The 20,607-nt window shown below is 70.1% G+C and carries 15 protein-coding genes; 6 read left to right on the forward strand and 9 right to left on the reverse strand.

All coding sequences use genetic code 11. The features are described from left to right. The first annotated feature begins 35 nt into the window (after nucleotides 1-35). The 3 genes from JGS39_RS07855 to JGS39_RS07865 are packed head-to-tail and all read left to right on the forward strand — an operon-like array spanning nucleotide 36 to nucleotide 2,793. Complete coding sequence (locus JGS39_RS07855) at nucleotides 36-941, forward strand: metal-dependent hydrolase (RefSeq protein ID WP_219568025.1); 906 nt, start codon at nucleotides 36-38, stop codon at nucleotides 939-941. Nucleotides 942-950: 9 nt separating this feature from the next. Then, nucleotides 951-2,027, forward strand: a complete 1,077-nt coding sequence (locus tag JGS39_RS07860; protein WP_219568043.1) for a PDR/VanB family oxidoreductase — start codon at nucleotides 951-953, stop codon at nucleotides 2,025-2,027. 43 nt (nucleotides 2,028-2,070) lie between these two features. Further along, the gene (locus JGS39_RS07865; RefSeq protein WP_219568026.1) at nucleotides 2,071-2,793 is read left to right on the forward strand and encodes a TetR/AcrR family transcriptional regulator; all 723 of its coding nucleotides are present in this window, start codon (nucleotides 2,071-2,073) and stop codon (nucleotides 2,791-2,793) included. A gap of 45 nt (nucleotides 2,794-2,838) precedes the next feature. Here the strand turns inward: JGS39_RS07865 and JGS39_RS07870 are convergent, their stop codons facing one another. The 4 genes from JGS39_RS07870 to JGS39_RS07885 all read right to left on the reverse strand — a co-directional run bounded on the left by JGS39_RS07870 (nucleotide 2,839) and on the right by JGS39_RS07885 (nucleotide 11,162). Beyond that, on the reverse strand, nucleotides 2,839-3,189 hold the full coding sequence (locus JGS39_RS07870) for a 5-carboxymethyl-2-hydroxymuconate Delta-isomerase (RefSeq protein WP_219568027.1): 351 nt from the start codon (nucleotides 3,187-3,189) through the stop codon (nucleotides 2,839-2,841). Nucleotides 3,190-3,280: 91 nt separating this feature from the next. Then, nucleotides 3,281-3,802 (reverse strand): hypothetical protein, encoded by a 522-nt coding sequence (locus JGS39_RS07875; RefSeq protein ID WP_236062835.1) that lies wholly within the window; start codon nucleotides 3,800-3,802, stop codon nucleotides 3,281-3,283. A gap of 192 nt (nucleotides 3,803-3,994) precedes the next feature. After that, the gene (pulA, locus tag JGS39_RS07880; RefSeq protein ID WP_219568028.1) at nucleotides 3,995-9,319 is read right to left on the reverse strand and encodes a pullulanase-type alpha-1,6-glucosidase; all 5,325 of its coding nucleotides are present in this window, start codon (nucleotides 9,317-9,319) and stop codon (nucleotides 3,995-3,997) included. A 112-nt stretch (nucleotides 9,320-9,431) separates the two neighbouring features. Next, nucleotides 9,432-11,162, reverse strand: coding sequence for a carbohydrate-binding module family 20 domain-containing protein (locus JGS39_RS07885; RefSeq protein ID WP_219568029.1), 1,731 nt, complete (start codon nucleotides 11,160-11,162; stop codon nucleotides 9,432-9,434). Between the two features lie 497 nt (nucleotides 11,163-11,659). Here JGS39_RS07885 and JGS39_RS07890 point away from each other — a divergent pair, with 497 nt between their 5' ends. Further along, nucleotides 11,660-12,256, forward strand: a complete 597-nt coding sequence (locus JGS39_RS07890; RefSeq protein ID WP_219568030.1) for an NAD(P)H-dependent oxidoreductase — start codon at nucleotides 11,660-11,662, stop codon at nucleotides 12,254-12,256. 77 nt (nucleotides 12,257-12,333) lie between these two features. Here JGS39_RS07890 and JGS39_RS07895 read toward each other — a convergent pair whose 3' ends face one another. The 5 genes from JGS39_RS07895 to JGS39_RS07915 all read right to left on the reverse strand — a co-directional run bounded on the left by JGS39_RS07895 (nucleotide 12,334) and on the right by JGS39_RS07915 (nucleotide 18,405). Continuing rightward, entirely contained in the window at nucleotides 12,334-13,392 is a 1,059-nt protein-coding gene (locus tag JGS39_RS07895) for a LacI family DNA-binding transcriptional regulator (RefSeq protein WP_219568031.1), read from the reverse strand. Further along, nucleotides 13,377-15,104: a glycoside hydrolase family 13 protein gene (locus tag JGS39_RS07900; RefSeq protein WP_219568032.1), complete on the reverse strand. Its 1,728-nt coding sequence runs from the start codon at nucleotides 15,102-15,104 to the stop codon at nucleotides 13,377-13,379. Before JGS39_RS07900 ends, JGS39_RS07895 begins: the two co-directional genes overlap by 16 nt. Before the next feature lie 107 nt (nucleotides 15,105-15,211). Beyond that, nucleotides 15,212-16,039 carry a sugar ABC transporter permease gene (locus JGS39_RS07905; protein ID WP_236062856.1) on the reverse strand — a complete coding sequence of 276 codons (828 nt, stop codon included), beginning with the start codon at nucleotides 16,037-16,039 and terminating at the stop codon, nucleotides 15,212-15,214. A 50-nt stretch (nucleotides 16,040-16,089) separates the two neighbouring features. Further along, a complete protein-coding gene (locus JGS39_RS07910; RefSeq protein ID WP_219568034.1) occupies nucleotides 16,090-17,106 on the reverse strand; it encodes a carbohydrate ABC transporter permease in 1,017 nt (338 codons plus the stop codon). A 21-nt stretch (nucleotides 17,107-17,127) separates the two neighbouring features. Beyond that, nucleotides 17,128-18,405, reverse strand: a complete 1,278-nt coding sequence (locus JGS39_RS07915) for an extracellular solute-binding protein (protein WP_219568035.1) — start codon at nucleotides 18,403-18,405, stop codon at nucleotides 17,128-17,130. Nucleotides 18,406-18,787: 382 nt separating this feature from the next. On the opposite strand from JGS39_RS07915, the gene JGS39_RS07920 reads away from it, so the two are divergent. Beyond that, nucleotides 18,788-19,855, forward strand: a complete 1,068-nt coding sequence (locus JGS39_RS07920) for a LacI family DNA-binding transcriptional regulator (protein ID WP_219568036.1) — start codon at nucleotides 18,788-18,790, stop codon at nucleotides 19,853-19,855. A 135-nt stretch (nucleotides 19,856-19,990) separates the two neighbouring features. Further along, nucleotides 19,991-20,607 (forward strand): phosphatase PAP2 family protein (locus tag JGS39_RS07925; RefSeq protein ID WP_372456132.1); only part of this gene is annotated, 617 nt, incomplete at its 3' end.

Here is a 20,607-nt window from a genome sequence, read left to right on the forward strand (position 1 = left end):
TGTTGCCCGGCCCTACCCCTCAGTACATTGACAACATGTCTAACACGCAGCCAGCGGCGGTGGCCTCGGAGCGGGCCCACCTCAAGGCCCGTCGGGTGTCCTTCGCCTGGGACAGGACTCCCCTGCACTGGGTGCCGGGCGATCCGTTCACCACGCACACCATCAACGTGCTCCATCTGCTGCTCCCGGCCGGGGAACGCTGGTTCATCCATGTCTACCGCCAGGTGCTCCCGTACATCCACGACGAGCAGCTGCGCCAGGACGTCATCGGGTTCATCGGCCAGGAGGCGATGCACTCCCAGGCCCACGACGACGTGCTCCCGCACCTGAAGGACCTCGGCCTCGACCCGACCCCGTACACCGCCCAGGTCGACTGGCTCTTCGAGAAGCTGCTCGGCGACCGGACGCTGCCACCGGGCCGGGCGCGCAAGTGGTGGCTGATGGAGCGGGTCGCGACGATCGCGGCGATCGAGCACTACACGGCGTTCCTCGGCGACTGGATCCTGAACGCCGACGAGCTGGACCGGCGCGGCGCCGATCCCACGATGCTGGATCTGCTGCGCTGGCACGGCGCCGAGGAGGTCGAGCACCGCTCGGTCGCCTTCGACGTGTTCATGCATGTCGACGGCGGATACCGGCGGCGGGTACGGACCTGGGCGACGGCCTTCTCCGCGCTGCTCTTCCTCTGGCAGCGCGGCACCCGGTTCTTCATGGAGAACGATCCGAGCCTGCTGGACGGCAAGGCTTCCTTCGGCCGGTTCTACCGAAGCGGCCGACAGGGCACCCTGCCGAGCACCCCCTCGATGCTGCGGTCCATCCCGCGCTATCTGAGCCGTACGTACCACCCCTCGCAGGAGGGCAGCACGGCGCAGGCCGTCGACTATCTCGCCCATTCGCCCGCCGCGGTCGCGGCCGAGGCCCGTACGACGGAAGCCGGCTGATCCATGCCCCTGCTCCTGCCCCGCCTGCGTACCGTCGCCGTGGTGGCCGGCGCCGCGCTGCTCGCCAAGCGGGCGATGCGCCGCCGCATCGAGAAGTCCCCGCTGTGGCCGCTGCCCGCGCTGGACGAGCCCGTGTCCGGCCGGGCGCAGCGCCGTTCCACCACCGGCCGGCGGCTGCTGGTCACCGAGCGGACCACCCCCGCGGACGGGGTCGTGCAGCTCCGGCTGGAGGGCCCGGACCTGCCGCCCTGGCAGCCCGGCGCCCATCTGGACCTGGTGCTGCCGTCCGGGCTGGTCCGCCAGTACTCCCTGTGCGGCGACCCGGCCGACCGCGCCACGTACACCGTGGCGGCCCGGCTGGCCGAGGACGGCCGGGGCGGCTCGCGCGAGGTGCACGCCCTGCTCCACGAGGGCCGGGAGGTCGAGGTCCGGGGCCCGCGCAACCGCTTCCCGCTGGCCGACGCCCCCTCCTACGTCTTCGTCGCCGGCGGCATCGGCATCACACCGGTCCTGCCGATGGTGCGCGCGCTGGCCGCTTCGGGTGCCGACTGGCGGCTGCTGTACGGGGGACGCAGCCGGTCGACGATGCCGTTCCTGGCGGAGATCGAGAAGCTGGGCGCCGACGGCGACCGGGTCACGGTCGTCCCGCAGGACGAGGCGGGCCACCCGGACATCGCGGCGGCCCTCGCGGACACGGCCGAGGGCACGGCGGTCCACTGCTGCGGTCCGGAGCCCTTGATGGACGCGGTCGCGGCCGCGCTCCCGCCGGGCCGCACCCTGCACCTGGAGCGGTTCTCCGCGCCGGGGGCGGACGCCGCGGGGTCGGAGCCGTTCGAGGTGGAGCTGCGCCGCTCGGGCCGCACCGTGCCGGTGGCGGCAGGCCAGTCGGTGCTCTCCGCCGTGCGTGCCGAGCTGCCGCACGTCACGTACTCCTGCGAGCAGGGCTTCTGCGGAACGTGCCAGCAGCGGGTCGTGGAGGGCGAGGTCGAGCACCGGGACGACCTGCTGACGGACGCGGAGCGGAGCGAGTCGATGCTGATCTGTGTGTCACGCTGCCGCGGCGGACGGCTGGTACTGGACCTGTAGGGCCTCTCGTTCGAAGACCGTGCCGGTCGGTACCCTGTTCTCCATGACGACCGGGGTACGGCGCAGGATGGGCGTCGAGGAGCGCAGGCAGCAGCTGATCGGCGTCGCGCTGGAGTTGTTCAGTCACCGGTCCCCGGACGAGGTGTCGATCGACGAGATCGCCGCTGCCGCCGGGATCTCCCGGCCGCTGGTGTACCACTACTTCCCGGGCAAGCAGAGCCTGTACGAGGCGGCGTTGCGGCGGGCGGCGGACGAGTTGGCGGCCCGGTTCCTGGAGCCGCGCGAAGGGCCCTTGGGCGCACGGCTGTTGCGGGTCATGGGGCGGTTCTTCGACTTCGTCGACGACCACGGGCCCGGGTTCGCGGCCCTCATGCGGGGCGGCCCCGCGGTGGGTTCCTCGACTGCGAACGCGATGGTCGACGGGGTGCGCCAGGCGGCCTGCGAGCAGATCCTGGCCCACTTGGGCGTCGAGGAGCCGCCGGCCCGGCTGGAGCTGGTCGTCAGGTCCTGGGTCTCGCTCGCCGAGTCGACGGCCCTGATGTGGCTGGACGGACGGCGCATCCCGCGTGCGGAGCTGGAGTTGCAGCTGGTGCACGACTTCGCCGCGCTGGCCGCCGTGAGCGCGGCGTACAACGAGGAGATGGCCGGCGTCGTGCTGCGGGTCCTCGCGCAGGAGCCGGCGGACGGGCCGTTCGGAGAGCTGCTGGTGCGGCTCTCCTCGCTGGCGCCCGCCGTGCCGGCCGTGCCTCCGCAGCGGCTCCGGTAGGACAGCGGCTGCGGCTGCGGCTGCGGCTGCGGCTGCGGGAGGACCTCAGATCTTGCGGTAGGAGGGGTCGAGGTCGCGGGTCTCGGCCGAGAGGTGGAGGGCCAGCCCTTCGGCCGGCCGGATGTGGGCGGCCAGCAGCTCCAGTACGGACTCCGTGAGCTGTGCCCGGATCTCGGGGGTGCGGCCGGGCAGCAGCGCGATGTCGATGTGCACGATCGCGTCGCCGCTGGGCGCGTCCGCGACCACGGTCTCCTCGACCCGGCGGAAGCGGGTCTTGCAGGCGGCGATCTTCGTGGTGACCGTCTCGGCGATCAGCGGGTGCAGGGAGCCCGCGAAGCCTGAACGGTCGAAGGTGTCGTCGAGTTCGGCGGAGTAGTCGACGGTGATCTGGGGCATGACGGGCTCCTGAGCGGGCGTGGGACGGTGGTCGGCCCCAGCCTTGCGCTCGCCGGGAGGGCGCACAAGCGGGAATCACTATGTGGGCGGTTCACCGAGGAGGGCGAGGGCCGGGCCCGGGGTCCGCGCCGGCTCCGAGGACGCCGACGCACTGCTCACCCCTGACACCCAGGGGCTGTCCGCTCGTGGCGAGGACGGTCAGCCCGGGAGAGGTCGTGAGGATCTCCCCGAGGAGGTGCGCACAGCCGGGGCGCACGTGTTCGCAGGAGTCCAGGACGAGCAGGAGGTGCATCTCGGCGAGCCCTTCGCACACCACCTCGACCAGCGCCTCGACGGGCCCCCGCCGTGTGCGGCCGCCCAGTCCGACCGCTTCACAGACGGTGGCGAGGAGCAGCTCGTCGTCATGGACCGGGGCGAGGTCGGCCCATCGGACGCCGTCGCGGTACAGGGACCGCACGCGCCCGGCCGCATGGATCGCCAGCAGGGTCCGGCCGGCTCCGCCGGTGCCGGTGAGGGTGGTCAGCCGGCCCGTGGCGAGGGCGTGTTCGATCCGGTCGAGTTCCGTCTCGAGTCCGGCGGGGCTCGTGGTCCCCTCGGGAATGCTGCTCGCCATCGTCACCGTCGCTGACCAGGTGGAGCGGCCGGTCCCGGCCCCCTGCGCCCCCGTACGGCACCGTCGGACGATCGGCGGCGGTGCCGTACGGGAGAAGGGGCCGGGACCGGCCGGGTGGAGTGGGAGGGCACGCCGGGAGTGGAGCGCTGAGGCACTGCCCGGCGGCTGCCCACACGGTAGACCCGATGCGGGTCAGCGCAGCGAGAACACCGCCACCGTGCGTCCCGGAACGGTGAAGCTTCCCGAACTCCTCTCGTATGCGGACCTCTTGACGGTAAGATCCGCGCCCGCCGCCTGGACGGGGTGCAGGGCGTAGTTCTTGCCCGCCAGAGAGGCGACCTTCTGGGTGGTGGCGCCGGGTGCCGCGTTGAGGACGACGACCAGCTTGCCGAGCCGCATGGTGATCACGCCGGGCGTCTCGTCCTTGCCGGAGAGCGGGAAGGAGAGCGTGGACTGCACCTGTCCGGCGGTGGAGAGGTCGAAGTCCTTCTCCGTGGCACGGATGGTGAGGAGGTCCTGGTACGCGGACGAGGCACCGTTGATCTGTGCGCAGCCGGGGCTGATCGCCGCGTTGGCGAGCAGCGGCTTGGCGTAGGACCACTTGGCCCGGTTGTCCGCGGCGGGCGGCAGTCCGCGGCCGAAGCCGTTGCCCGCGCGGCAGTCCCAGTGCAGGGCGTTGAACCAGTCGCCGCTGTCGAAGGAGTTGCGGTCCAGCGACTTGGAGCGCAGCAGGTCCGTGCCGGCCTGGGAGAGCGAGGGGCCCTGGGAGAGGGTGGACGTCGCCATGGCGAGGACCTGCATACGGGCCCGGTCGGCTGCCGAGGTGCCCGCCGGGAGCTTGAAGGCGAGGGTGTCGTACAGCGTCTCGTTGTCGTGGGCGTCGGAGTAGGCGAGGGCGTCACCGGGGGCGGCGGCGTATCCGGCCGGGGCTCCGTTGTAGTCGACGCCCGAACCCTTGACCGTGGCGCCGGTGGTGTCGGTGAAGGTGTAGTCGGCGAGGCTGCCGGTGAGTCCGACCTTGATCAGGTCCTGGTAGTGGAGCAGCCGGGCCTTCTGCTCGGCCTCGGTGCCGTTGCTCGTGGAGGTGTTGGGGTCGGTGTAGAGGCCGGAGGCGAATCCCTGCACACCGGGGTCCTCGTCGAACGGGGAGCCGCCGCGCACTGCGTCGCGGGCCCGGTCGGAGAAGGTGGCGATGCCGGTGCCGGCCATGTTCTTCTGCGTGGCCTGGACGAAGCGGGCGTCGTCGGCGATCTCGCCGAAGTTCCAGCCCTCCCCGTAGAGGATGATCTTCTTGCCGTCGACGCCGTCCTCGGCCACGGTCAGCGCGTCGAGCGCCTTGCGGACGGCCAGGATGTTGGCCTTGGGGTGGTGGCCCATCAGGTCGAAGCGGAAGCCGTCGACCTTGTACTCCTTGGCCCAGGTCACGACCGAGTCGACGACGAGCTTGCCCATCATGGTGTTCTCGGGCGCGGTGTTGGCGCAGCAGGTGGAGGTGGCGACGGTGCCGTCCTCCAGGAGGCGCTGGTAGTAGCCGGGCACGATCCGGTCGAGGACGGACTTGTCGTCCTGGCCGGAGGCGACGGTGTGGTTGTAGACGACGTCCATGACGGTCCGCAGACCGGCGCCGTTGAGGCCCTGCACCATCTGCCGGAACTCGACCGTGCGCTTGGTGCCGTCGGGGTCGGAGGCGTAGCTGCCCTCGGGGACGGTGTAGTGCAGCGGGTCGTAGCCCCAGTTGAAGGCGTCCTTCGCGGCGGCCTTCGCCACGCAGGCCTGCTGCTCCTCGGAGTCGGGGGCGTAGACGGACAGGTCGCAGGCCGGCTTCTGCTGGTCCTTCTTCTTCTCGGGGATGGTGCCGATGTCGAAGGCGGGCAGCAGGTGGACGTAGTTGGTGCCGGAGCCGGCGAGTTCCTTGAGGTGCTTCATCCCGTCGGAGCGGGTGTCGGTGAAGGCGAGGTACTCACCGGGGTGCTTGGAAGTGGGGTCCGCGATCGAGAAGTCGCGGATCTGGAGTTCCTGGATCTGCGCGTCGCGCAGCGGTACGGCGGCAGGCTTGCGCAGTCCGCTCCAGCCCTTGGGCGCGAGCTTGCTGTCGTCGAGGTCGACCACGAGGCTCCGGGCGGAGTCGGTGGTCAGGGCGGTGGAGTAGGGGTCGGTGACCTTGTTGGTGACGAGCTTCTGGACGGTGGGCGCCCAGACGTCCACGGCGTAGCGGTAGGGCTTGCCGTTCCAGCTGCGATTCCCGGTGACGGACCAGACGCCGGTGCGGTCGTCGCGCCGCATCGGCACGGTCTTCCCGTCGAGTTCGAGGGAGACGGTGCGGGCGGTGGGTGCCCAGACGGACAGGGTGGGTGTGCCGTGCCGGAAGACCGGCCCGAGCGAGGCGCTGCTCGCCTTCGTCCCGTACAGGTCGTCGAGCACGCCGGCGCTCTGGACTCCGGTGGCGGCGAGCAGGGCGCCGTTGGCGGCGCGCTGGGTGGCGATCAGCTGGCCGCGCAGGGCCTCGCGGACCCTGTCCCGGTCACGGGTGTCGATGGCGAAGGCGGGGTAGTCCTTGAGGTGCGGGTACTTCGCCTTCTGTGCGTCGGTCAGTGCGGACGGGCTGAGCCGCAGCCACTGGCCCTCGTCGGAGAGTGCGCCGTCGACGACGGAGATGCCGCCGCTCGATGCGTGGACGAGCTGCTGGCTGGTGGCCTCGGTGGCCTTCACCTTCCAGACGACGGTGTCGGAGTCGATCCACTGCGCCTCGGCCTTGGTGAGGTCGGGGGTGGGCACGCCGCCGGTCTGCGGGAGCAGGTAGCCGGCCGTGCCGCCGAGCATCCAGACCTCGTGGCCGTAGCTCGCGATGTCGAGCGACTGGTCGCTGGGCAGGTCCTTCTCGTCGCCGCGGTGCAGGATGTAGCTGAGCGAGGTGGCCCCGTCGGCGAGCGGGACCTCGAAGGTGACGCCGGAGGCGTCCTTCTTCACCGGCTGGAGAGGCTTGGACCAGTCGGTCGGTTCCTTGGCGCCGGTCCAGGTGTGCAGGCCCCAGCCGTCGTAGTCGCCGTCGGCGCGGTAGTAGTGCAGGACGGCCTTGGTGGTGTCCGGGGCGGGGTAGGCGCCGTCGGGGGCGGTGTCGGCCTGGCCGTCCTTGCCCTGTTCGATCCAGACCTGTCCGGTCTTCGCGAGGTCGACGGTGCGCTCGGGCCCCTCGGCCGTACCGGACTTCTCGACGGTGTACGGGACCGAGGAGGCGCCCTCCGGCACCTTGATCCAGGCGAAGGCGCCGTAGGCGTCCCGCCCGGTGAAGGCGGCGGTGGTGTCGCCGGACCTGACCTGCCGTCCGTCGTAGTCGCCGTCCGCGCGCTTGTAGTGGACGACGGCGTAGTCGCGTTCGACGGCGACCGGCTTCGCCGGGGCGGGTGCCTGTCCGGCGGCCGACGCGGCGAGCGCGCTCGCGGTGCGGCCGGTGCGGTCGACGACGACGGCCTTGTAGCGCAGCGGTGTTCCGGCGGCCGTCCTGTCACCGATGGTCTGGGTGACCTTGTACGGGGCGTGGTCGGCGGTGCCGAGGGTGGTCCACTTGCCGTTGCCGGTCTGGGCGGCGAAGACGACCCGGTTGAGGGAGCCGCCGTCGACGTCCGCGGTGAGCTCGACGGTGCCGGTGGCGCCGGCGGCCGGTGCCTTCAGCGTGATGGAGGGCTTGGCCGCGGGGGCGGTCAGCGTCTTCGTGGCGCGGAGCACGATGCTGGACAGCGCCGGGACGGTGACGGTGATCTTCTTGTCGGCGCCGCTGCGGACGGTGCCGGATCCGCCGTACAGCGTACGGAAGTCCATGCCGGCGGACTCGGTGGACAGCTCGACTGTCTTCGCCGCGGTGCCGTTGTTCGTGGCGACGACGTACTCGTTGCCGCGCTCGGGGTCCGTACGGGAGAAGGCATAGACGGAGCCCTCGGCGTAGCGCTCGGTCTGGACGCCGTCGCGCAGCGCCGGGTTCTTCGCGGTCAGCTCGGAGAGCGCGGCGATGGACCGGTAGAGCGGGTGCGTGGTGTCGTACGCGTCGGAGGCGTGCGTGCGGTCCGTGCCCAGCTCGTCGTCGTCGAGGTAGTCCGCGGTCTGCGAGGCGAACAGGGTCTGCCGGGCATCCTTGTCGCCGCCGGCGCCCGTGAAGCCCTGCTCGTCGCCGTAGTAGACGACGGGGTTGCCGCGGCTGAGGAACATCAGCTCGTTGGCGAGCTCGGCGCGCTTGACCAGCTCCGCGTCATCGGCCTTCGGGTTGTCCTGCTTCAGGAAGGTCCCGATCCGGCCCATGTCGTGGTTGCCGAGGAACTTCACCTGCTCGTAGGCGTTGGCCTTGTCGGTGGTGTACCGGTAGTCGTCGCCGAAGACGGCGGCGAGCTTCGAGGCCGGGGCGCCCTGCGAGGCGTACTGGCGGGCCGCTTCCTGGAAGGGGAAGTCGAGCGTCGCGTCGAGCCGCCCCTGGGTGACGTAGGGCGAGGTGATCGCGGTGTCGGCGGAGTAGACCTCGCCGAACATGAAGAAGTCCTTGCGGCCGTGCCGGGCCGCATAGGTGTCGAGCGCGGTCGCCCACTGGGTCCAGAAGTCCATGTCGACGTGCTTGACGGTGTCGATCCGGAAGCCGTCGATGTCGAAGTCGCGGACCCACTTCTCGTAGATCTTCTCCATGCCGGAGACGACCTCGGGCCGCTCGGTCCACAGGTCGTCGAGCCCGGAGAAGTCGCCGTACGTGGTGGACTCGCCGGCGTAGGTCGAGTCACCGCGGTTGTGGTACATCGTCGGGTCGTTGAGCCAGGACGGCGTCTTGCCGCCGGTGGTGACCGGCTTGTACGGGAAGGAGTCCGCGTCCGTCTTCGCCATGCCGGCGGCGTCGTCGAAGGGCCGGCCGTTCCGGTCGAGGTACGGGTAGGCGCCCTTGGGCTTGTAGCCGTAGGTCTTCTCGGCGTAGTCGACGGTGTCGGCGGTGTGGTTGGTGATGACGTCGAAGAAGACCTTCATGCCCTTGCGGTGGGCCTGTTCGATCAGCTTCGTCAGGTCGGCGTTGGTCCCGAAGTGCGGGTCGACCTGGGTGAAGTCGGTGATCCAGTAGCCGTGGTAGCCGGCCGACGCGTCCTTGCCGGTGCCCTGGACGGGGCGGTTCTTGAAGATCGGAGCGAGCCAGATGGCGGTGGTGCCGAGCCCCTTGATGTAGTCGAGGCGGCTGGTCATCCCCTTGAGGTCGCCGCCCTGGTAGAACCCCTTGTCGGTGGGGTCGTACCCGGTCTCCAGCCGCGAGCCGGTCAGCCCGCCCCTGTCGTTGCCGGTGTCGCCGTTGGCGAAGCGGTCGGGCATGACGAAGTAGAACTGCTCGCGGGTCAGGTCCTGGCGCGCGGGCTGAGCCGCCAGCTCGGCGTCCGAGGGCGCGGCGGGCGGCCTGGCCGCGGCGGCGGGCAGCGCGGGCACGAGGGCCGCGCACAGGGCGGCCGCGACAACGGCGACGGCCGTTCTTCTCGCGGGCACGCGCGGGGACGGACGTATCACTCGGGCTCTCCTCGAAGGGGTGTACGGGTATGGGGCCGGACGGGCGGGATTCAGCCCGTCCGGCGATTGAGGACACGGCGCGGCCGGAGACCGCGCCGCTCACGGAGAGACCTCAGCTCCGCCAGACATCCGCGGTCAGGGTGACCTTGCCGGAGGACGGCACCGTGGCCGTGCGGTTGGCACCGCTCTCCCAGGTGACGTTGCCGCTCGCGTCCTTGCGGACGTACTTGTACTCGAACGACGTGCCGGCGGGCAGGCTCACATCGAGCTTCCAGACGGGATACGTGGCCGGGTCCAGCTTCAGCGCGGACGCCGGGTTCCAGCTGCCGAGGGCGGACTGGTTGCCGGTGACGTAGATGTTCTGGCCGAGCTGGGTGGTGGCGTTGACGCCGAAGGAGGCGCCGGACGTGCCCGTGCCGGGGTCGGTCGGGTCCGTCGGATCCGTCGGGTCGGTGCCGCCGCCGGTGCAGGTGCGGGCGCCCGTCTGGAGCGCGAGGGCGGTGTTGGCGCCGAGCGTGGCGGTGAACTGGCCGGAGCCGTTGACCGTGACGCCGTTGCCGGACTGGATGTCGCAGTAGTCGCCGGCGGGCAGCGAGGTCTGGAACGTCCGGGTCAGCGAGGAGCCCTCGTGGTTGATCGCGACGTACGCCTTGGAGCCGCGGCCGAAGGCGATCTGGTCACCGCCGTTGTCCCACCAGTTGGTGACGGCCTCGCCGCGCGCGGTGTTGCGGAAGCCGACCATGGAGGAGATCTCGCGCCAGGCGTGCTGGCACTTCCAACCGTCGCTGAAGCAGGCGTTCACCGCGCCGCCGCTGGGCGGACCGGCGTCCTTGTCGGACCATTCGTAGCCGGAGTGGACGTCGGGCGAGCCGTAGGGCCAGGCCAGCATGAACACGCTGGCGAGGGTGTAGTTGGCGCCGTTCTTGTAGTTCAGTGTCTCGCCGTTGCGCTCGGTGTCGTGGTTGTCGACGAACACCGCGGCCTTCGAGGAGGACATGAAGCCCCAGCCCTCGCCGAAGTTCTTCAGGTTGGCGAGGTTCTCGTTGTTGAAGACCTGCTTGAGGCTGCGGGCGTAGCGGAACTCCTGGACGTCGCCGGTGCCGGCGTACTCGTCGGGCGAGACGGCCTCGCCGGCTCCGTAGATCGCCTCCTGCTTCCAGTAGGCGCCGGAGTTGGTCAGCCGGGACTTGATGTTGGCGAGGTCGGCGGCCGGCATGTGCTTGGCCGCGTCGATGCGGAAGCCGTCTACGCCGAGCGAGAGCAGGTCGTTGAGGTATCCGGCGATCTTGCCGCGGACGTAGTCCTCACCGGTGTCCAGGTCGGCGAGGCCCACGAGTTCGCAGTTCTGGACGTTGGCGCGGTCGCCGTAGTTGTTGATGTTCGACTGGCAGTCGTTCATGTCGTTCACCGAGTAGAGCCCCGGGTAGTCGTACTTGCTGTACGAGGACCCGCCGGTGCCCGTGCCGGAGCCGGACGACATGTGGTTGATGACGGAGTCGGCCACGACCTTGACGCCCGCGCTGTGGCAGGTGCTGACCATGTTGGCGAACGAGGTGCGGTCACCGAGCCGTCCGGCGATCCTGTAGCTGACCGGCTGGTACGAGGTCCACCACTGCCCGCCCTGGATGTGCTCCTGGGGCGGCGAGACCTGTACGAAGCCGTAGCCGGCCGGGCCGAGGGAGTCCGTGCACGCCTTGGCAACGGAGTCGAACTTCCACTCGAAGAGGACGGCGGTGACGTCCTTGGTACCCGGGGCGGAGGCCTGCGCGTTCGTGGCGGGGACCACGAGGGCGGCGGCGCCCGCTATCAGTGCGAGCGCGGCAGACAGGGGTCTGCTGGCCATTGTTTCCTCCTGCGGTGGGGGAAATGCGGGTGAGGTGCAGCCTCATACGGCAACGCGCCCTGCCCTCAAGGCTCCTGAATGTTCTTGCTGCAAGAATGCAAACCTTGCCGCGGGGAGACCGTACGAGCCCGCCAGGTTCCGGTCAACCCTTTGAACACGAGCTGCTCACATCCACGAAATACTGGCGATTCCTTCCTGCAAGGACTTACGCAAGACATTGCAGCACTGTTACCTTTCTCCCGACTCCGGTCCGGTCGGCCGGGGGTCCCGTCACCCACGGGCCCCACGCGCCCGGCCGGCCGGACCGGTCACGTACGAGGGGCACCGGGAGTCACACTCCCCGCCGACCCGCCCGGGTCGACTCCCGGTGCCCCTCGTGTGCGTGACGGCGGCCCCGCCCCCCGGCGGCACCTCACTTGTCATGATGGGCACCGAGCGGGGGCTGCTCCACGCCCCCCGCGGCTGATGACCACGCAGGACACCATGGGGGAAACGGCATGTCACGTACCGGGGTCTACCTCGCCCATCCGCGGCCCGGAAGCTTCAACCACGCGGTGTTCGACGCCGTGGCGCAGGAGCTCCGCGACCGGGGTTCCGACGTACGGGCGCACGATCTGTGCGCGGAGGGATTCGCGCCCGGGCTGACCGCCGGCGAGACGGAGACGGTCCGGTCCGCCGCGGACACCCCGGACGCACAACTGGCCTCGCACCGGGCCGAGGTGGCCACGCTCGACGCCCTGGTGTTCATCCACCCCAACTGGTGGGGTATGCCGCCGGCCGTCCTCACCGGATGGGTGCAGCGCGTGCTGGTGCCCGGCGTCGCCTACAAACTGGGCACCTCGGACGGGGAGCCGCGGGGGCTCCTGAAGGCCGGCCGGGCCCTCGTCCTGAACACCTCCGACACTCCCGCCGACCGGGAGGCGAGCGAGTTCGGGGATCCGCTGGACCGGATCTGGTCGGCATGTGTCCTGCCGTACGTGGGCGTGACCGACGTGCGCCGGGTCGTCTTCCGGACGGTCACCGACTCCTGCGACGAGACCCGCGCTTCCTGGCTGCGCGAGGCACGCGAACACGCCCGCGCCCTGCTGACCTGACGCACCCGGCCACCCGCGCCCTACGCGGAAGCGGGGCCGGTTCCCCCCTCCGGAGCCGGCCCCGCTCACGCGTCGCTTCAGGCGCTGCGCAGCGCCGCCGTCGAGCCCCGGACCACCAGCTCCGGCTGGAACACGTACTCCGTGCGCTGTACGGGGCTTCCGGCGATCTCCTCCAGCAGCGCGCCCACCGCGGCCGCCGCCATCGCCTGCACGGGCTGGCGCACCGTGGTCAGCGGCGGGTCGGTGAACGCGATGAGCTGCGAGTCGTCGAACCCGACCACGGACACGTCACGCGGCACGTCGAGCCCGCGGTCCCGGGCGGCGCGCACCACGCCCAGCGCCATCAGGTCGCTGCCGCAGACGATGCCCGTGCAGCCCTGGTCGAGCAGCGCGCCGGCCGCCACCTGACCGCCCTCGACGCTGAACAGCGTGGAGCAGACCAGGGTTTCGGCATCGGCGCGGTCCAGGCCCAGCAGCGAGACCGCGGCGTCCACGAACCCGTCCCGCTTGCGGCGGGAGGGCACGTAGCGCTGCGGCCCGATGGCCAGTCCGACCCGGCGGTGGCCGAGTTCGGCGAGGTGCCCGACGGCCATCCGCACGGCAGCGTTGTCATCGGGCGAGACGAACGGGGCGCTGATCCGCTCGTTGTAGCCGTTGATCAGCACGAACGGCACGCCGCGGTCGGTCAGCGCGGCATAGCGCGCCGGGTCGGCCGAGGTGTCGGCGTGCAGTCCGGAGAGGAACACGATGCCGCCGACGCCGCGTTCGACGAGCTGCTCGACGAGCTCGTCCTCAGTGGCGCCGCCGGGCAGCTGGGTGCAGAGCACCGGGGTGTAGCCGTGGCCCGCCAGGACCTGTTCCACGGACTGCGCGAACGCCGGGAAGATCGGGTTGGTGAGCTCGGGCGTCACCAGTCCGATCAGCCCGGCGCTGCGCTGCCGCAGCCTTACGGGGCGCTCGTAGCCCAGGATGTCGAGCGCCGCGAGCACCCGCTGACGCGTGGTGTCCGCGACGCCCGGCTTGCCGTTGAGCACCCGGCTGACCGTCGCCTCGCTGACGGACGCCTGGCCGGCGATGTCCGAGAGCCTCAGCGCGCTGCCGGCCCTGGGCGGGGGGACGGTCACACCGTCCACCACACCGTGGTGTCCGCCGGCAGCTCGATCTCGGCGCCGTCGGCCCGGACCGGGCTGCTCGACAGCAGGACGGTGCCGCGTACGGGGATGCGGACCGGGGCACCCGTGGTGTTGACGGTGCAGACGAAGCCGGGACGGGCGAAGACCAGCACGCCCTCGGGGCCGTCCAGCCACTCCACCGCGGTCCCCGCGCCGAGCCCGGGGTGCACCCGGCGGGCGGCGATCGCGGCCCGGTACAGCTCCAGGGTGGAGCCGGACGCGCCGGTCTGGGCCTCGATGCTCAGCTCGCCCCAGCCTGCGGGCTGCGGCAGCCAGCTGCCGCCGTCGCCGAAGCCGTACGAGCTGCCCTCGCGGGTCCACGGGATCGGCACGCGGCAGCCGTCGCGGAAGCCGTCCTGGCCCTCGGCCCGGAAGAACGACGGGTCCTGGCGTGCCTCGTCGGGCAGGTCGGTGACGTCGGGCAGGCCGAGCTCCTCGCCCTGGTAGACGTACGCGGAGCCGGGCAGCGCCAGCATCAGCAGGCTGGCCGCGCGGGCCCGGCGCAGGCCCAGCTCGCGGTCGCCCGCGGTACGGATCTGGGTGCCGAGGCCGGCCGGGTTGGCGAACCGGGTCGCGTGCCGGGTGACGTCGTGGTTGGAGAGCACCCAGGTGGTGGGGGCGCCGACCGGACGCATCGCGTTCAGCGAGGTGTCGATGACGGCGCGCAGCTCGGCGGCGTCCCAGGCGGTCGACAGGTACTGGAAGTTGAAGGCCTGGTGCATCTCGTCGGGGCGCACGTAGTTGGCGGTGCGCTCGACGGTCGGGGTCCAGGCCTCGGCCACCGCGATCCGCCCGCCCGTCGCCCGCCGCCGCCCCTCTGACGAAGGCCCTTCGGGCCCCATTGCATCGGGGTACTCGTCCAGGATGGTGCGCCAGCTGCGGTAGATCTCGTGCACACCGTCCTGGTCGAAGAACGGCATGACATCGTTTCCGAGCAGCTTCAGCTGGTCGTGCGCGCCCAGGTCGGGCAGGCCCTCGGCCTTGACGAGACCGTGTGCGACGTCGACCCGGAAGCCGTCGACGCCCATGTCGAGCCAGAAGCGCAGGATCGAGCGGAACTCGTCGGCGACCGCCGGGTGTTCCCAGTTGAAGTCGGGCTGCTCGGGCGCGAAGAGGTGGAGGTACCACTCGCCGGGCGTACCGTCCGCGTCGGTGGTCCGGGTCCAGGCCGGGCCGCCGAAGATGGACTCCCAGTCGTTGGGCGGGAGTTCGCCGTTCGCGCCCTTGCCGGCACGGAAGTGGTAGCGGTCGCGCAGGGCGGAGCCGGGGCCCTCGGCGAGCGCGCGCTTGAACCACTCGTGCTGGTCGGAGGAGTGGTTGGGCACCAGGTCGACGATGATCCGCAGGCCGAGGTCGTGGGCGTCCCGGATCAGGGCGTCGGCGTCCAGCAGGGTGCCGAACATGGGGTCGATGGCCCGGTAGTCGGCGACGTCGTAGCCCGCGTCGGCCTGCGGGGAGGCGTAGAAGGGGCTGAGCCACACCGCGTCGACGCCGAGGTCCCTGAGGTACGGGAGCCGGGCGGTGACGCCTGCGAGATCGCCCATGCCGTCGCCGTTGCCGTCGGCGAAGCTGCGCGGATAGACCTGGTAGATCACCGCGTCCTGCCACCAGCCGGTGCGGTGGCCCGGGGCGTCGTCGGACGTGCCGGTGGAGGGGGCAGCGAGGTGCTGGGTCATGTCGTCCCTGGGGTGTCTGGGTGGGGGGTGGCGCCGGGACCGGGTCGGGATGCCGGCGCCACCGTGACTGGTGCGTGCGGGTCGTACGGCCGTGCCGGTCGGGACGCTCAGCCCTTGACGGCTCCGGCGGACATGCCGGTGACGAGATGCTTCTGCGCGAACAGGAAGACCAGGGCCGCGGGTATCGCGATGAGCACGGACGCGGCGGTCATCGGACCCCACTGGGCCCCGTACTGGTTGACGAACAGCTGGAGTCCGCCGGCGAGCGTGAGGTTGTCCTCGCCGACCATGAACGCGGAGGCGTACGCCACCTCGCCCCAGGCGGTGATGAAGGAGTAGAACGCGGTGACGGCGAGGCCCGGCTTGGCCAGCGGCAGGATAAGCCGCCAGAACGTGCCGAACGGGGTGAGGCCGTCGACCTGGCCCGACTCGTCGATCTCGCGCGGGATGGTGTCGAAGAAGCCCTTCATCATCCAGGCGCAGAACGGCACCGAGATGGTGAGGTAGGTGATGACCAGACCGGCCGGCTGGTTGAGCAGCCCCATGCCGGCCATGATGTTGTAGATCGGCACGATGAGGACGGCGACCGGGAACATCTGGGTGATCAGCAGCGTCCACATCAGTCCGCGCTTGCCGGGGAAGCGGAAGCGGCTGACGGCGTAGCCGGTGGAGGCGGAGACGATGACGCCGAGGAGCGTGGTGAGTCCCGCGACGACCACCGAGTTGCCGAACCAGGTCAGGAACTTCGTGTTCTGGAGCAGGTTCGTGTAGTTCTCGAACGTCGTCTCTTTGAAGAAGTCCGTGGTGGTCGCGAAGGCGGCGGGCTTCAGCGAGGTGAGCAGGATCCAGAGCACCGGGAAGACGGCGATCACGGACGCGACGATCAGCGTCAGGTGCAGCGCGGTGGAGGCCAGCGGTGAACGCTCCCCGCGCATCCGGACCTTGGGCGCGGAGTGCCGCGCGGCGGTGGTGGGTGCGGTGGTGGTCACCAGTCGTCTCCCTGGGTGCGGAGGACTCGCCGGTACACGGCGGCGAAGAGCAGCAGGAGTACGAGGATCAGCACGCCCCACGTGGAGGACTGCGCGAAGTCGCGCGGGCTGATCTCGAAGGAGAACTTGTACGCCTGCGTCACCAGGATCTGGGTGGCGTCACCGGGTCCGCCGCGGGTCAGCAGGAAGATCACCGGGAACATGTTGAAGGTCCAGATGGTGGACAGCAGGATCACGGTCGTGGAGACCGGCCGCAGTCCGGGAAGCGTGATGTGGCGGAAGCGCTGCCAGGCGGTGGCGCCGTCCATCTCCGCGGCTTCGTAGTGCTCACTGGGGATGGACTGCAGGCCGCCGAGGAGGGCGACCATCATGAACGGCACGCCGAGCCACACGTTGACGGCGATGACGGAGACCTTCGCCCAGGTGGGGTCGTCGAGCCAGGCGATGCCGTCGAAGCCGCCGCCGGAGAGGATCTTGTTGAGCAGCCCGCGGTCCTCGTTGTAGAGGAAGCGCCAGGCGAAGACGGAGACGAAGCCGGGGATGGCCCAGGGCAGGATGAGGGCCATCCGGTAGGCGGAGCGCCCGGCGATCCTGCGGTTCAGGATGTTGGCGAGCGCCATACCGAGGGCGAAGGTGATGGCCACGCAGGAGACCGTCCACACCAGGGTCCACCCGAGCGTGCCGAGGAACTGGTCACCGGTGAGCGCGTCGGCGTAGTTGTCCAGGCCCACGAACTCGTACGTGGCGGGCATGTGGTTGACACCGATGGACCGCGCGACGTTGCGCTCGTTGGCGTCGGTCAGCGACAGGTAGATGCCGCGGACCAGCGGGTACCCGATGATCACGCCGATCACGACGACGACCGGGGCCACCATCGTCCAGGCGTACCAGTGCGTCGACAGAGCCCGCCGGAGCCTGCCCGGCGGCGGGGGGTTACCAGTACCGCGGCTCCGGCCGCGGGCGACGTCGTCGCCCGCGGCCTTCGCCACCGACTGGCTGGTGTGGACAGCCATCAGCCGGCCTGCCTTCCTGAGTTACTTCCAGCCCTTGAGGAGCTTGCGGTAGGAGTCGCCGGTCGTCTTGACGGCCTTCTCCGGGGAGGTCTGGCCGGTGAGGACCTTGGTGTACTCGGTGACGAGCGGGGCGAAGAGGCTGCCCGTCTCGGGGATCCAGGGGCGCTCGACGGCGCTCTCGACGACCGGCTTGAAGAAGCCGACGATCTCGTTGTCGACGACGGCCTCCTCGGCGTAGGCCGAGGTGCGGGTCGGCAGGAGGTTGAGCTCCTTGGTGACCTGGGCCTGCGTCTTGACGGAGGTCATGTAGTCGACGAAGGCGTAGGAGGCGTCGAGGTTCTTCGAACCGGCGTAGACGGCCAGGTTGTGACCGCCCTGCGGGGCGCCCTGCGCGGCGGAGCCGGCCGGGACCGGGGCGACGCCCAGGTTCGCCTTGTCCTTGAACTCCTTGCCGGCGTACGTGTCGGCGACGGCCCACGGGCCGTTGATCATCATCGCGACGTCGCCGTCCTTGAAGGACGACTGCATGTTCTCCCAGCCGTCCGTCGCGTCGGTCTTCGCGGCGCCGGAGTCGACGAGGTCCTTGACGACCTTCATCGCCTTGACGCCGGCCTCGTCGTCGATGGTGACGGACTTGTCGGTGGCGTTGACCATGTCGCCGCCCTCGCCGTACAGGAAGGACAGGAACCAGTACGCGTCGTCGCCGCGCAGGTAGAAGCCGGTCTTGCCGGTCTTTTCCTTGATCTTCTTCGAGACGGTCTTCAGCTCGTCGATCGACTTCGGAACCTCGACGCCGGCCTCCTTGAACATCTTCTTGTTGTAGAAGATGCCCATGGAGTCGATGACCTGCGGCACCGCGTACGTCTTGCCGTTGTACTTGGTGGACGCGGCGGCCTGCTTCAGGAAGTCGTCCTGCTTCACCAGGGCGGCGGTGCCGTCCAGCGGGGCGAGGTAGCCGAGGTCCGCGAACTCGGGCGTCCAGGCGACCTCGGAGCGGATGACGTCGGGGGCGCCGGAGCCGGACTGGGCCGCGTTCTTGAACTTGTTCTGGGCGTCACCGAAGGGCACGTTGACGTACTTGACGTCGACCTTCGGGTGCTCCTTCTCGAAACCCTCGGCGATCTTCTTGAAGACCTTGTCCTCGCTGCCCGCGGTGGAGGTGTCCCACCACGTCACGGTGCCGGAGAGCTCGCCCGAGCCCTTGGAGGTGCTGTTGGAACTGTCGTCATCGCTGCCGCAGGCGGTCGCCGCGAGCGCCAGGGCCGCGACCAGGGCGGTGGCCGTTATGCCACGTCGCATCTGAACTCCTTCAACTGCCGTACCGCTCCGTCGCGGCGCCGGGTCGACGTGAACGTAACAAGGATGAAAGACGGCCGAAAGAGTTTGCGGAAGATTTCTGCAAGCTCCGGCGATCGTTACATTCGCGTGTCCTCACGGTTGCCGTCAAGCCTCTTGACGGGAGCCGTCGATCCCTGGCAGTAGTGGGTGAGCACGCCTGATTCCGCAGTGCGACGATCTGATCGCACCCGACAGACCCGCCCCGCAAGACCTTGCAAGACGTTGCTGCCGGACCGCGGGGGCATCCACTCCTGCACGTGCGCGCGAGGGCCCGCGCGGGAGCTGTCGCCCGATTCCTGTCCATGGTGGGCAATCCGACCCACGCCCGGTACAGTCCAGTCCCATGACCGCACGGCTTGCCGATATCGCAATTCAGGCGGGGGTCAGCGAAGCGACGGTCAGCCGTGTACTGAACGGCAAGCCCGGTGTTGCCGCGACCACCCGCGAATCCGTCCTTGCCGCGCTCGACGTCCTCGGCTACGAACGCCCGGTACGTCTGCGCAGGCGCAGTGCGGGACTCGTCGGCCTGATCACGCCCGAGCTGGAGAACCCCATCTTCCCGGCGCTCGCCCAGGTCATCGGCCAGGCGCTGACGCGACAGGGCTACACCCCGGTGCTGGCGACCCAGACGCCCGGCGGTTCCACCGAGGACGAGCTCACGGAGATGCTGGTCGACAGGGGCGTCTCCGGCATCATCTTCGTCTCCGGACTGCACGCCGACACCTCGGCCGACATGCAGCGCTACGAACAACTGCGCGCCCAGGGCGTCCCCTTCGTCCTGGTCAACGGCTTCTCCTCCAAGGTGCAGGCGCCGTTCATCTCACCGGACGACCGGGCCGCCATGCGGCTCGCCGTCACACACCTGGTGTCGCTCGGCCACACCCGGATCGGCCTGGCGGTCGGCCCGAAGCGTTTCGTCCCCGTACTCCGCAAGATCGAGGGCTTCCACGCCACGATGCAGGAGCAGTTGAACCTCACGGCGGACGAGGTGGAGGAGCTGATCCAGCACTCCCTGTACACGCTGGAGGGCGGCCAGGCAGCGGCCTCGGCGCTGATGGAGCGCGGCTGCACGGCGGTGGTGTGCGCGAGCGACATGATGGCGCTCGGCGCGATCCGCGCCGCCCGCCGGCTCTCCCGGGACGTCCCGCGCGACCTCTCGGTGGTCGGCTACGACGACTCCCCGCTCATAGCGTTCACCGATCCGCCGCTGACCACGATCCGGCAGCCGGTGACAGCGATGGGCCAGGCCGCGGTGCGCACGCTCTTGGAGGAGATCGGCGGCACACCCGCCCCGCACAGCGAGTTCGTCTTCATGCCGGAGCTCGTCGTGCGCGGCTCGACAGCCGCCGGACCCGGCCCGGACGCGACCTCGGGTGCTCCGGCTGTTCCAGGGTCCCACGCACGTTCGTAACCCGCAGGACGTGCAACCCGCTCCCCGCCGGAGGATCATCGGTGAGAGGGGGCAAATCTGGCAGACTCTGTGCCTATGGGTGAATTGAGCGTGAAACCACAGGAAGGCCGCACGGAGGCCACCCCGTCACCCATCGTGAACGAGGCGGCCCCCGAGGCGAATACGAAGCAGAACCGCGACGGAAACCGGATCGGCAGACTGCTCGACCGCGGTCTGGCAGGCCTTCGCTCCCCACGGTCGCCCCGGCGGCCACGCATCTGGTTCGAAATCCTGCTGATCGCGGTCAGTTACTGGCTGTACTCGCTGGTGCGCAACGCCGTCCCCGAACAGAAGGCGGCGGCCCTGTCCAACGCCGACTGGCTGTGGTCGGTCGAACGGTTCATGGGCATCGCCGTGGAGCAGTCCGTCAACCACGCGGTCAACTCGGTGACATGGCTGATCGTGTCGATGAACTACTACTACGCGACCCTGCACTTCGTCGTCACCATCGGTGTGCTCATCTGGCTGTTCCGCCGTCACCCGGGCCGCTACGCACCGGCCCGTCTGGCCCTGTTCGCGACCACGGCCGTGGCGCTCCTCGGTTACTACCTGTATCCGTTGGCTCCGCCCCGGCTGATGAACGGCGGCAACTTCATCGACACGGTCATGGTCCACCAGACCTGGGGTTCGATGGCTTCGGGCAACTTCAAACAGATGTCGAACCAGTACGCGGCGATGCCGTCGATGCACATCGGCTGGTCGCTGTGGTGCGG

The organism is Streptomyces poriferorum (assembly GCF_019399235.1).
Lineage (GTDB): Bacteria > Actinomycetota > Actinomycetes > Streptomycetales > Streptomycetaceae > Streptomyces > Streptomyces poriferorum.